We start from the raw sequence: 11,793 nt of genomic DNA, 5'->3' as shown, positions 1-11,793 counted from the left end.
GGTCAGAGCACTCCCATCAGCGGGCCGCCGGGCAGCGGAACGCCGAGCAGGTTGTTGAAGAGAACGTAGGTGAGGAGGGAGAGTCCGGCCGCGATCAGCGGGTCGCGGTGGAGGTGGCGGCTGCCGAGGGCGTAGGCCGCGCCCCAGAAGAGCAGGGCGCCGGAGACGGGGAAGCCGACCGGTCCGATCAGGACGGCGAACGCGAGGAAGACCCCGGCGAGGAGCAGGACCGTGCGCCAGTCGCTCGGCTCGGAGAGGTCGACGTCCTCGCCGCCCTCGGACTCGCCGCGGCCGCCGCGCAGGACGTCGATCGCGAGGAGGACCGCGACGACGAGAAGGCCGGCGCCGACGACGACGGGGACGGTCCTGGGGCCGACGGGGCCGCGCTGGGCGATGTCGACGGTCATGGTGAGCGCGTCGGTGAGGACGAGGACGCCGATGAGGAAGAGGAGGGCGCCGACGCCGAGTTCGGAGTGCTCGCGCAGCCAGGACCTCTTCGCCGGTGCGGTGGGGGGCGAGGTGGTCTCGGTGGTCGTCACAGTCCCAGCTCCTTCAGTACCGACGCGACCTGCTTGTCCTGCTCGGTGAGGAAGGTGCCGAACTGCTCGCCGGGCAGGAAGGCGTCGTTCCACCCGTTCTTCCTCAGCGACTCGCGCCACTGCGGGGAGTCGTGCAGCTCCTTGACCAGGCCGACGAGCTTGTCGCGCTCGGCGTCGGAGAGGCCGGGCGGGGCGACGATCCCGCGCCAGTTGATGAACTCGGTGTCGAGCCCGGCCTCGCGCAGGGTCGGGGCGTCGAGGCCGGGGACCCGCTCCGCGCCGGTGACGGCGAGGAGCCGCAGCTCGCCGGACTCGATCTGGTCGAGGTACTCGCCGACGCCCGAGACCCCGAAGGCGACCTTGTTGCCGAGGATGGAGGCGAGGAGTTCGCCGCCGCCGTCGAAGGGGATGTAGTTGACGCTCTTCGGTGCGATGCCGGCGGCCCTGGCCATCAGCATCGGGGCGAGGTGGTCGGGCCCGCCGGGCGCGGAGCCACCGCCGACGGGCAGCTTGCCCGGGTCCTTCTTCCAGGCCGTGACCAGGTCCTGGATGGTCTTGTACGGGGAGTCCTTGCCGACCACGACGATGTCCTGCTCCATGGTGAGCCGGGCGATCGGGGTGGTGTCGGCGAGGGTCTTCGGGGTCCTGTTGGTGTGGACGGCGCCGACGACGCCGAGGCCCATGGACATGGCGAGCCTTCCGTTGCCGTGCTCGCCGACGAGCCGGGTGAGGCCGACGGTGCCGCCGGCGCCGGGCAGGTTGAAGACCTCGATGCCGGTGGTGAGACCGGCGTCCTCGGCGTTCTTGGCCGCGGTACGGGCGGTGATGTCGTATCCGCCGCCGGGTGTGTTGGGGACCATGAAGCGCAGACCGGGGATCCGGGTGCCCGTGTCGGAGCCGCTGCCGGTGGCGAGCAGGGGCGGCCCCACCAACACCAGCAGCGCGGCCCCGAGCAGGGCGAGTGGGGTGCGCAGACGCACGTGTGCCGCCTCTCGGTAGATGTGTGAAGTGGCCCACATGTTGCCCGCGCGTTAAGAACCTGTCTCTCTTCCGCAATCAACGGACGTTGTGGTCCTTGTGGTCGCGACCTAGCGTGTCGGCGTGACAAAGGTGCTGGTGGTCGACGACGACTTCATGGTCGCGAAGCTGCACAGCCGATATGTGTCGACTGTGGACGGTTTCTCCGTCGTCGGGGTCGCGCACAGCGGCGGTGAGGCGCTGCGCCTCGCCGACCGGCTGCGCCCGGATCTCGTCCTGCTCGACATCTACCTGCCCGACATGGACGGCGTCTCGGTCCTGCGCGAGCTGCGCGGGGCGGGTCTCGCGGTGGACGCGCTGTTCATCACGGCGGCGCGGGACGCGGGCATGATCCGCTCGGCGCTGCGGGCGGGGGCGCTGCACTATCTGATCAAGCCGTTCAACCAGTCGGCGCTCCAGGAGCAGCTGCGGCACGTGGCCTCGCTGCGGAGCAGGCTGGACGAGCTGGACGAGGCGCGCCAGGAGGACGTGGACCAGATCTTCGGCACCCGCCCGCCGGGCTCGCGCGAACTCCCCAAGGGTCTGGCCGCGCACACGGCGGACCTGGTGGACGGCATCCTGCGGGCCCACCCCGACGGCCTGTCGGCAACGGAATGCGCGGAGGCGGGCTCCCTGTCCCGCGTCAGCGCCCGCCGCTACCTGGAGTACTTCGCCGAAACGGGCCGCGTGGAGATCACCCTGCGGTACGGCGGCACGGGCCGCCCGGAACGGCGCTACCGCCGCCTCGGCTGACGGGTACCGGTATCTGTTCCGGGGCCCGTACCGGGTGTGCGGCTCGCGCTGCGCCCCAGTGCGGCCACCGCACGGGCGAAGTGGGGGGCGTCCTCAATCGCCGCGCCACCAGTGTCGTTGTTGAAGTAGGCGTACACCGGGGCCTCCTCCGGCCAGGCGTCGGCGAGGCGCCGGGCCCAGGAGGCCAGCGCCTGGCGGCCGTAGCGGGGCGGTGGCTGGGCGAGCCCGGCGTGGAACCGTACGTACCCCCAGGACGCGGTCCGCCACAGCGGAGTCACCGGGCGCGACCCGCGGTCCGCCCAGCAGAGCGCGCTGCCGTGCCGCTCGAGCACGGACCGGAGAGCGCGTTCCGCCTCCCACCACGACGGGTGCCGGAGTTCCACGGCCACGTCGAAGTCGCTGGGAAAGCAGCGCAGGCAGGCGTCCAGTGCCTCGACGTTCTCCCGGAACCGGGCCGGCAGCTGAAGCAGCACCGGGCCCAACCGCTCGCCGAGCCCTGCCACGCGATCCAGCAGACGCCGCACCGGCTCCTCGGGATCGTGCAGCTGCTTCATATGCGTCAGGTAGCGGCTGGCCTTGACCGCCATGACGAAGCCGTCAGGTGTCCGTTCCGCCCAGGACCGGAACATCTCGGTGGTGGGAAGCCGGTAGAAGGCGTTGTTGTTCTCGACGGTGGCGAAGGCCCGGGCGTACTCCTCCAGCCACAGACGCTGGGGGGTCGCGGGCGGGTAGAGCCCCCCGCGCCAGTCCCGGTACTGCCACCCTGACGTTCCGACGAGTACGGGCATGTCAGGTCCACCTTCTCGGGGAGACCCGCCGACCTTTCTATTGTGCCGCTTAGTGGCTCCTTAAAGCGACCATAAGGATCGCCGTCGCCCCGTCCGTACAGCCGGTTTCACGGTTCTCGGCGGCTAGCTTGCTGGGCAACCCCCACGTGTTCCCCCTCGAAGGAGTTGCCCCTCATGACCGCTCGTCGTACCGCCGTCTCCGCCGTCACCGCCACCGCCGTGGTGGCCCTGTCGGGGCTCGTCGCCGCGCCCGCCTTCGCGCACGGGTCCATGACCGATCCGGTGAGCCGGGTGTCCGCCTGCTACGCGGAGGGGCCGGAGAGCCCGAAGTCGGCGGCGTGCAAGGCGGCCGTCGCGGCGAGCGGGGCGCAGGCGTTCTACGACTGGAACGCGGTGAACATCGCCAACGCCGCCGGGAAGCACCGCGACCTGATCCCGGACGGCAAGCTGTGCAGCGCCGGCAACGACAAGTACCGGGGTCTCGACCTGGCCCGCGCCGACTGGCCCGCCAGCACGCTCGCCTCTGGGAAGCACACCTTCCGCTACAAGGGGACCGCCCCGCACCGGGGTTCCTTCGAGCTGTACGTGACGAAGGACGGCTACGACCCCTCGAAGCCGCTGAAGTGGTCCGACCTGGAGGAGAAGCCGTTCGCGACGGTGACCGACCCGCGGATGGAGAGCGGCGACTACGTCTTCGACGGCACGATCCCGAACAAGTCCGGCCGCCACATGATCTACTCGATCTGGCAGCGCTCCGACTCCCCCGAGGCGTTCTACACCTGCTCGGACGTCGTGTTCGGGAAGGACAACGGCGGTGCGACCGCGCCGACGGCGACCGCGCCGACCGACGAGGAGCTCGAGGCCGGGAAGGACGAGTCCTCCGTCGAGCACGGCGGCCACGGTGACGACAACGCCGAGACCGGGGCCCAGGAGACGGCCGCCGCGCCTGCGGCTTCGGAGAGCTCGGAGCCCACGGCGACGACGGAGCCCGCGCCCTCGGAGCCCGCCGCTTCGGCCGCGCCCAACGAGCCCGCCGCCGCCGGATCGGGCGAGCGGCTCGCCGAGACCGGGGGCGACGCCACCACCTCGTACCTCGCGATGGGTGGCGCCGCCGTTCTGGCGCTCGGCGCGGCGGTGCTCTTCGGTGCGAGCCGCCGCCGCCCTGGCCGCCGCTAGCCGATCACCGACAGGCAGGTCGTCGGGGTCGCGTGGGCCGGGTCGAGGGCGTTGGTGACCTCATGGAACGTGACCCGGTCCACCGTCCCGATCGCCACGTGCTCCGAGAGGTCGAGCGCGCACTTGTCCTGGATGACGATGTTGGTGACGTTCGGACCGTCGAGGAATCCCGAGCGGTACGGGGTGACGACCTCGTCGTACTTGGTCGTGATGACCGTGTAGGTGACGCCCGGGACCGTGTCCCCGCCCGCGTTGAGCCGGGTGATGAACGGGGAGCCGGCGATCTGGTCGGCGAGGCCCGGGGTGTTCTCGGTGACGAAGTCCTCGACGCCGGGGAAGTGCGGCAGGAGCTTGGTGAGGCCGAGGAGGGTCGTGCCGTGGTTGTCGGGGGCGATCCCGACCAGCGCGTTGACCTTCTCGGCCCCGCCGAGGAACTTCAGGTAGTACCGCGGCATCATGCCGCCCTGCGAGTGGCCGACGAGGTCGGCCTCGGCGGCGCCGGTGGCCGCGAGGACCCTGTCGACGTAGGCGTCGAGCTGTGCGGCGGACTTGTCGACGGGGCCGAGACCGTGGAAGAAGGGCACGTTCGGCAGCTGGCCGTAGTCGAGCGAGAAGACGCAGTACCCACGGTTGACGAGGTACGGCGCGAGGGCCAGCCAGTTGTCGATGGAGTTCCCGAACGTGCCGTGGACCAGCACGACCGGGCGCGGGTGGGCGGTCGAGGGCTTGCAGGAGAAGTCGTTCCAACCGCGGCTGGAAGCAACGGCCGTGGCGGCCGTGGTGTCGGTGGCGGCCGCCTGGGCCGAGGCGGCGGTGGGGGCGAGGGTGGCGGCGGCGGTCAGCAGCAGGACCGAGAGCGTTCTGAGCGCGTGGTCTTTCCAGGGCAGCATCGTGCGATCTCCTTGCGGCTCAAGGGAAATCAGGAACGAACGACGGCAGTAAGCCCTGCGGCCCGGACCACAAGTGGGGATGCTCTGCTTCAAGCCAAGCTACGCACGGGTAGCCTCGACTGGGAAGTTACACGTCGGTAAAAAGTGACTTCTCGTCAGCAAGGTCGCCGGTAAGGCGTAATGTCAGGCAGCCAGCGAGCCCGGCACGATCGCCCGGGGACCGAACTTCGCCCGCGCCCGGTCCGCCACCGCCTCGAGCCGCCGGGCCTTCTCGTCCGCCGGGTCGAAGGTCAGCTGATGCGCGGCCCCCTCCGCCGGCGCGAGCCCCTCCGCGCGCAGCGCGATGCCCCGCACCCGGGCCCGCTGGAGCCCGAAGGAGCCGTGGATCGTGTACACGAGGGCGGCCAGCGCCGCCGAGTGGGCGGTCGGCTCGGGCAGCGCCCTGGTACGGATGGTGGTGGACCGGTCCGCGTACCGCACGGTCACCGTCAGGGAGCGGCACACCTGCCGCTCCGAGCGCATCCGGGCGCCCAGCTCCTCGGTGAGCGAGAGCAGCGCCCTGCGCTGGGCCGTCGGGTCCAACTCGTCGTGCGGGAAGGAGCGTTCGGCCGCGAGCGACCGGGAGGCCGCGTTCGGCACGACCGTGGTCCTGTCGATCCCCCGGGCCCGCTCGGCGAGTTCGCGTCCGGCCTTCGCACCGACGAGCCGCTGGAGCACGGCGAGCGGCGCGTCCGCGACCCGCCCGATGGAGTCGAGTCCGTACGAGCAGAGGGTACGGGCGGTGGTGCGGCCGACCCCGTCGAGCGCGACGACCGGGCGGTCCCGCAGGAAGGCGGCCGGATCCTCGACGACCTGGGTGACACCGGGGCGCGCCTCCCGGGCCGCCATCCGGGCCAGCATCGGATTCGGCCCGACCCCGATGACGCAGTCGACGCCGTACAGGGCGAGCGCCCTGACCCGTACCACCGAGGCGAGTTCCGTCGGGGTCCAGCCGAAGTACCGCAGCGCGCCGCGGACGTCGGCGAGCAGGGTGTCGGGCGGGCAGGCCTCGACGACCGGGGTGAACTCGCCGAGCAGCCCGACCAGCCGGGGAAGCATCGCCTCCCCCTGGGCGTCGAGCCGGAACCGTACACAGAGGATCATCCCGCGCTCCCCGGACTCTGATGCCACAGCTTCCTTCCACTGGGAACCCCTTCACCGGCCGGTTTCAGGTCCGCCCAGGGGTTCATCTCGTATCCGGTCTCCATCGTGATCCGGCGCCCGTTGTCGGCCTCACCCGTGCGTCCGGACTGTTCGGGCTGTTCGGCCAGGCGCGCCGCCACCGCCTCCAGACCGCCGGAGGCGCGCACCTCCACCAGCTCGGCGAGGTTCCAGGCCGCGGAACCGACCACGCTGAGGCTGCGCGGGCCGCGCCGCTGCACCACGCCGCGGACGAGCAGCAGCCAGGAGTGGAAGACGGTGTGCGCGCATGCCTCGTGGGAGTCGTCGAAGAAGGCGAGGTCGACCAGGCCCGTGCCGTCGTCGAGCGTGGAGAAGATGACCCGCTTGCCGGAGCGGATCGGCGGGGTCTGGGTGGCCGCCTTGGCGCCCGCGACCAGGACGGTCTCTCCGTGCCGGGCCTCGCGCAGCCGTTTGGCGGAGACCACGCCGAGTTCGCGCAGGAAGGCGTGGTGGTCGGCCATGAGGTGGCGCGAGGCGTCCATGCCGAGGACCCCGAGCTCGGCGCTGAGCCGCTCCGACTCGTCGAGGTCGGGCAGACCGACGGGGGCGGTCTTCCGGCCCTGGGCGAGCGGGAGTTGGCCTCCGTAGGAGGCGGCTCCGCGCTGGGTGCGGTGGAGCTCGGTCACGTGCAGCAGCAGATCACGGCGGTTGGCGCCGAAGGCGTCCAACGCGCCGACCTGCGCGAGCCGTTCGGCCACCGGTTTACGGGGCCGGGCCCGCTCCCAGAAGTCGAGCAGCGAGGCGTAGGGCTGTCCGGCCTCGATCCGCGCGCTCTCGGCCTCGCTGATGCCGTGGACGTCGGCGAGGGCGAGCCGCAGCCCCCACCGCTCCGGCATACCGGACACCAGTTCGATTCGATGAGCGGCCGCGGACCGGTTCACGTCCAGCGGCAGCACCGGCACCCCGCGCCGCCGGGCGTCCGCCAGCAGCAGCCGCTTCGGATACATCCCCGGGTCGTGGGTGAGCAGCCCGGCGTAGAAGGCCGCCGGGTGGTGCGCCTTGAGCCAGGCCGACTGGTACGTGGGTACGGCGAAGGCGACCGCGTGCGCCTTGCAGAAGCCGTACGAGCCGAAGGCCTCGACGATCTCCCAGGTGCGGGCGACCACCTCGGGGTCGTATCCGCGCTCCTCCGCCCGCTGCGCGAACCAGACCTTGATCCGGCCCTGCGACTCGGGGTGCGAGAGCCCGCGCCGCGCCTGGTCGGCCTCGCCCCGGCCGCAGCCGGTCATGATCCGTACGATCTCGATGATCTGCTCGTGGAAGACGACGACGCCGTACGTCTCCTTCAGCGCGCCCTCCAGGTCCGGGTGCGGGTAGCGGACGGGCGCCCGGCCGTGGCGGGCCTCGATGAACGGACGGACCATGTCGGCGGCGACCGGTCCCGGCCGGAAGAGCGAGATGTCGACGACGAGGTCGTGGAAGGTGCTGGGCTGAAGCCGGCCGACCAGATCCCGCTGGCCGGGCGACTCGATCTGGAAGCAGCCGAGCGTCTCGGTGGACTGGATGAGCCGGTACGTCGCGGGGTCGGCGGGCGGGAGCGCGTCGATGTCCGGCCGGGCGCCCGTGGCCCGCTCCACCTCGGCGACGGCGTGCGCCATGGCGGACTGCATCCGCACACCGAGGACGTCGAGCTTGAGCAGCCCGAGGTCCTCCACGTCCTCCTTGTCGAACTGGGACATGGGGAATCCCTCGCCGCTGGTGGGCACGACGGGGGTACGGGTGAGCAGCGAGGCGTCCGAGAGCAGGACCCCGCACGGGTGCATGGCGATCCCGCGAGGGAGGCCGTCGAGGGCCTCGACCAGCTCCCAGAGCCTGCCGAACCTCTCCTTCTCCTTCGCCAGTTCGCGCAGTTCGGGCAGTTCGTCGAGGGCGGCGCGGGCGTCCCGGGCGCGGATGTGCGGGAACGCCTTGGCGATCCGGTCGATCTCGGCCGGGTCCATGGACAGGGCCGCGCCCACGTCCCGTACGGCATGGCGGACCCGGTAGGTCTCGGGCATGGAGACGGTGGCGACCCGCTCGGTGCCGAAGCGGTCGATGATCGCGCGGTAGACCTCCAGGCGCCGGGCGGACTCCACGTCGATGTCGATGTCGGGGAGGGCGGTGCGGTTCTTGGACAGGAAGCGCTCCATGAGCAGGCCGTGCTCGACGGGGTCGGCGTGGGCGATGCCGAGGAGGTGGTTGACGAGGGAGCCGGCGCCGGAGCCGCGGGCGGCGACCCGGATCCCCATCCTCTTCACGTCGTCGACGACCTGGGCGACCGTCAGGAAGTAGGTGGCGAAGCCGTGGTGGGCGATGATGTCGAGCTCGCGGTGCATCCGGTCCCAGTAGTCGCGGCGCCGTTCGTATCCGCGCAGCACCATGCCGGCGGCGGCCCGGGAGGCCAGCACGCGCTCGGCGGTGCGGTGCTCGGCGCCGACGAGGGACGGCTCGGGGAAGTGGGCGGAGCCCATGCCGAGGTCGTCCTGGGGGTCGACCAGACAGTCGGCGGCGACCGCCTGTGTCTGGTCGAGCAGCCGGTACGCGGCGTCCCGGCGGAAGCCCGCGGCCTCGACGATCCGCTCGGCGGTGGCCAGCATGTCGCCGCCGCCCTTGAGCCAGGCCTCGCCGCTGTCGAGCTCCTTGCGGGGGTCGACGGGGACGAGGCGGCGGGCGGAGTCGAGGACGTCGGCGACGGGGCCCTGGCCGGGGTCGGCGTAGCGGACGGCGTTGCTGAGGACGGGACGGATGCCGTGCTCGGCGGCGAAGCCGACGGTACGGGCGGCGAGCCGCAGCGAGCCGGGCCCGGCGCCGGAGCGGCCGTGGTGGACGGCCTCGAGGCGGAGGGCGTCGCCGTACCGCTCGCGCCAGGGCGCGAGGAGCCGGGCGGCCCGGTCGGGGCGCCCGGCGGCGAGCGCCTGCCCGACGTCGGAGGCGGGGCCGAGCAGGACGACGAGGTCGTCGCCATGGTTGTCGTCCCAGGCCAGCAGAGGCCCGCCCGTCTCGCGGGCATGGGCGGCGCTGACCATCCGGCAGATCTCGGCCCAGCCAGCGCGGGACCGGGCGAGGAGGACGGCCCGGGAGGCGGACTCGTCGACGAAGGCCCCGCCGCGCACGGGCACGCGCCGCGCGGAAACCCCACCCCGCCCAGGCCACCGGGCCACGGCCGACCCGGACCCGTCCAGGGCCCCACGGGGGCCACCGAGACCACCGGAACCGGCCGACGGCACGACCAGGGCCCCGCGGACGCCAAGACCACCGGAACCGCCCGTCGGCACGACCAGCCCGGACCCACCCGCGGCCCCACGGACGCCAAGACCACCGGAACCGGCCGACCCGGACCCGCCCTGGGCCCCGCGGGGGCCACCGAGACCACCGGAACCGGCCGACGGCACGACCAGCCCGGACCCGCCCCGGGCCACGGCCCCTGTACGGGCCCGACCCACGCCCCCGGCGCCCGGACCGGCCGGGGCAGCCCCGGCACCGGAACCGTCCGGGGCCACGGCGTCCGCGCCGGACGGGCCGACACCACGGGTGTCCGAGGCGGACGGCCCGCGGGAGGGAGCGGACGCGGCCGGGGTGGAGCCCGGCTCGGCACCCGGCAGGGACGACGCCCCTGCCGGCACGACCCCTGAGCCGAAGGACCCGGACCACGGCCCACCGGGACCCTCCGGAATGCCCTCGGCCTCCGCGACAGCACCGGAGCCGGCGGAAGCCGCCGGGTCCACCGCCCCCGCGCCGGACGGTCCGGAGCCACCGGGCGCACCCCGCTCCACACCGGTCTCGGCCACACCTCCGGGCGCACCCGCACCGCCCCTACGACCCGCGCCGCCCCTGCCCGTACCCGTACCCATCTCCGTACCCGTACCCGTACCCGTACCGCCGCCCGACGCCCCCCGGCCGAAGCCGTTCACGGCGTATACGCGCACGTCGGCGCGGTCGGCCGTTCCGGCGGTCGGCGGGGCGACCGCCAGGTCCACGCCGAACAGCGGACGCACGCCCGCCGCCTCGCAGGCCTTCGCGAAGCGGATCACGCCCGCGACCGTGTCGCGGTCCGTGAGGGCGAGCGCGTCCATACCCCGCTCCGCCGCGCGCTCCGCCAGCCGTTCAGGGTGCGAGGCGCCGTACCGCAGGGAGAAGCCCGATGCGGTGTGCAGATGCGTGAACCCCGGCATGCACACCTCCCGCATCGATTCGCACGTATGTTCCCACCCCCCTCTTTCTTCACCATAGACTATTTCGAACGTCCGTACGATACGCCGCGCACCTCATCCGTTCGGCCCCATCCCACCTGCGCAAACACCCCTCTCCGCCGAGCGTGGGGGCATGAGCCTCGTCGATGAACTGAAGAGCGCCGTCACCCCCCGAGCCGCCCTGCTCGTCGTCGGCGTCTTCGCCCTCCAGCTGCTGTTCATCGCCTCGTACGTGGGGGCGCTCCACGACCCGAAGCCGAAGGACGTCCCCTTCGGCGTGGTCGCGCCCCCACAGGTCTCCGCCCAGCTCGTCGGACAGCTGGAGAAGCTCCCCGGCGAACCGCTCGACCCCCGGACCGTCACGGACGAGGCCGAGGCCAGGCAGCAGATCCTGAACCGGGAGATCGACGGCGCCCTGCTGGTGAACCCGGCCAGGACCACCGACACCCTGCTCGTCGCCTCCGGCGGCGGCACCGTGCTCGCCTCCGCCATGGAGTCGCTCTTCACCCGGCTCGAGGGCGCCCAGCAGCGCACTGTCCGAACCGTCGACGTCGCCCCCGCCTCCCCGCAGGACTTCGACGGCCTCTCCGCCTTCTACCTGGTCGTCGGCTGGTGCGTCGGCGGCTACATCTGCGCCGCGGTCCTCGCGATCAGCTCGGGCGCGCGGCCCGCGAACCCCGAACGCGCGATCATCCGGCTCGGGGTCCTCGCGCTCTACGCGATCCTCGGCGGCCTCGGCGGCGCGGTCATCGTCGGCCCGATCCTGGGAGCCCTGCCGGGCAGCGTCGCGGCCCTGTGGGGTCTGGGCGCCCTCGTCGTCTTCGCCGTCGGCGCCGCCACCCTCGCCCTGCAGTCCCTCTTCGGCATCGTCGGCATCGGTCTCGCGATCCTGCTGATCGTGGTCGCGGGCAACCCGAGCGCCGGGGGCGCCTTCCCGCTGCCGATGCTGCCACCGTTCTGGAAGGCGATCGGCCCCGCCCTGCCTCCGGGCGCCGGCACCTGGGTCGCGCGCTCGATCGCGTACTTCAAGGGCAACGACGTCACCGTCTCGCTCCTGGTGCTCTCCGCCTGGGCGGTCGTCGGCAGCGCGATCACGCTGGTGATGTCGTCGCTGAAGCGCAGGCCCGGGACCGAGCCGACCCCCGAGGGACTCGGCGCCGCGGGCGGCGCCGCCGCCTGAACCCGCCGCCTGAACCCGCCGCTGCCCTGGCCGAAAAGCCCTGGCCCACCGACCGGCGGA

General features: G+C 72.7%; 9 protein-coding genes. 3 read left to right on the top strand and 6 right to left on the bottom strand.

Annotation, left to right across the window (positions count from 1 at the left end):
* Positions 1–2 precede the first annotated feature (2 nt).
* Positions 3–539: a tripartite tricarboxylate transporter TctB family protein gene (locus tag ACFY8U_RS28205; RefSeq protein WP_389575140.1), complete on the bottom strand. Its 537-nt coding sequence runs from the start codon at positions 537–539 to the stop codon at positions 3–5.
* Complete coding sequence (locus ACFY8U_RS28200; protein WP_389575138.1) at positions 536–1,519, bottom strand: Bug family tripartite tricarboxylate transporter substrate binding protein; 984 nt, start codon at positions 1,517–1,519, stop codon at positions 536–538. Before ACFY8U_RS28200 ends, ACFY8U_RS28205 begins: the two co-directional genes overlap by 4 nt.
* Positions 1,520–1,640: 121 nt before the next feature.
* Here ACFY8U_RS28200 and ACFY8U_RS28195 point away from each other — a divergent pair, with 121 nt between their 5' ends.
* Complete coding sequence (locus tag ACFY8U_RS28195; RefSeq protein ID WP_389575136.1) at positions 1,641–2,309, top strand: response regulator; 669 nt, start codon at positions 1,641–1,643, stop codon at positions 2,307–2,309.
* Here the strand turns inward: ACFY8U_RS28195 and ACFY8U_RS28190 are convergent.
* Positions 2,291–3,097 (bottom strand): DUF72 domain-containing protein, encoded by an 807-nt coding sequence (locus tag ACFY8U_RS28190; protein ID WP_389575134.1) that lies wholly within the window; start codon positions 3,095–3,097, stop codon positions 2,291–2,293. The genes ACFY8U_RS28195 and ACFY8U_RS28190 overlap by 19 nt on opposite strands.
* Before the next feature lie 174 nt (positions 3,098–3,271).
* Between ACFY8U_RS28190 and ACFY8U_RS28185 the strand changes: the two genes are divergently transcribed.
* Positions 3,272–4,273 (top strand): lytic polysaccharide monooxygenase, encoded by a 1,002-nt coding sequence (locus ACFY8U_RS28185; RefSeq protein WP_389575132.1) that lies wholly within the window; start codon positions 3,272–3,274, stop codon positions 4,271–4,273.
* Here the strand turns inward: ACFY8U_RS28185 and ACFY8U_RS28180 are convergent.
* The 3 genes from ACFY8U_RS28180 to dnaE form a co-directional block, all read right to left on the bottom strand.
* On the bottom strand, positions 4,270–5,163 hold the full coding sequence (locus ACFY8U_RS28180; protein WP_389575130.1) for an esterase/lipase family protein: 894 nt from the start codon (positions 5,161–5,163) through the stop codon (positions 4,270–4,272). The two genes, ACFY8U_RS28185 and ACFY8U_RS28180, sit on opposite strands and share 4 nt — an antisense overlap.
* Positions 5,164–5,346: 183 nt before the next feature.
* Positions 5,347–6,306, bottom strand: coding sequence for a hypothetical protein (locus ACFY8U_RS28175; RefSeq protein ID WP_389575128.1), 960 nt, complete (start codon positions 6,304–6,306; stop codon positions 5,347–5,349).
* Positions 6,303–10,535 carry a DNA polymerase III subunit alpha gene (gene dnaE, locus ACFY8U_RS28170; RefSeq protein ID WP_389575126.1) on the bottom strand — a complete coding sequence of 1,411 codons (4,233 nt, stop codon included), beginning with the start codon at positions 10,533–10,535 and terminating at the stop codon, positions 6,303–6,305. Before dnaE ends, ACFY8U_RS28175 begins: the two co-directional genes overlap by 4 nt.
* 151 nt (positions 10,536–10,686) lie before the next feature.
* On the opposite strand from dnaE, the gene ACFY8U_RS28165 reads away from it, so the two are divergent.
* Complete coding sequence (locus ACFY8U_RS28165) at positions 10,687–11,733, top strand: DUF3533 domain-containing protein (RefSeq protein WP_389575124.1); 1,047 nt, start codon at positions 10,687–10,689, stop codon at positions 11,731–11,733.
* Positions 11,734–11,793 lie beyond the last annotated feature (60 nt).

Source organism: Streptomyces sp. NPDC012508, assembly GCF_042902595.1.
Taxonomy (GTDB): Bacteria; Actinomycetota; Actinomycetes; order Streptomycetales; family Streptomycetaceae; genus Streptomyces.
Note: the sequence above shows the minus strand (reverse complement) of the source record. Positions and strands in the feature narration are given on the sequence as shown.

What these genes read in the sequence shown, in the direction of transcription:
- ACFY8U_RS28190 (WP_389575134.1), bottom strand. Translation starts at nt 3,097, where the DNA reads ATGCCCGTACTCGTCGGAACGTCAGGGTGGCAGTACCGGGACTGGCGC.
- ACFY8U_RS28185 (WP_389575132.1), top strand. Translation starts at nt 3,272, where the DNA reads ATGACCGCTCGTCGTACCGCCGTCTCCGCCGTCACCGCCACCGCCGTG.
- ACFY8U_RS28180 (WP_389575130.1), bottom strand. Translation starts at nt 5,163, where the DNA reads ATGCTGCCCTGGAAAGACCACGCGCTCAGAACGCTCTCGGTCCTGCTG.
- ACFY8U_RS28175 (WP_389575128.1), bottom strand. Translation starts at nt 6,306, where the DNA reads ATGATCCTCTGTGTACGGTTCCGGCTCGACGCCCAGGGGGAGGCGATG.
- dnaE (WP_389575126.1), bottom strand. Translation starts at nt 10,535, where the DNA reads ATGCCGGGGTTCACGCATCTGCACACCGCATCGGGCTTCTCCCTGCGG.
- ACFY8U_RS28165 (WP_389575124.1), top strand. Translation starts at nt 10,687, where the DNA reads ATGAGCCTCGTCGATGAACTGAAGAGCGCCGTCACCCCCCGAGCCGCC.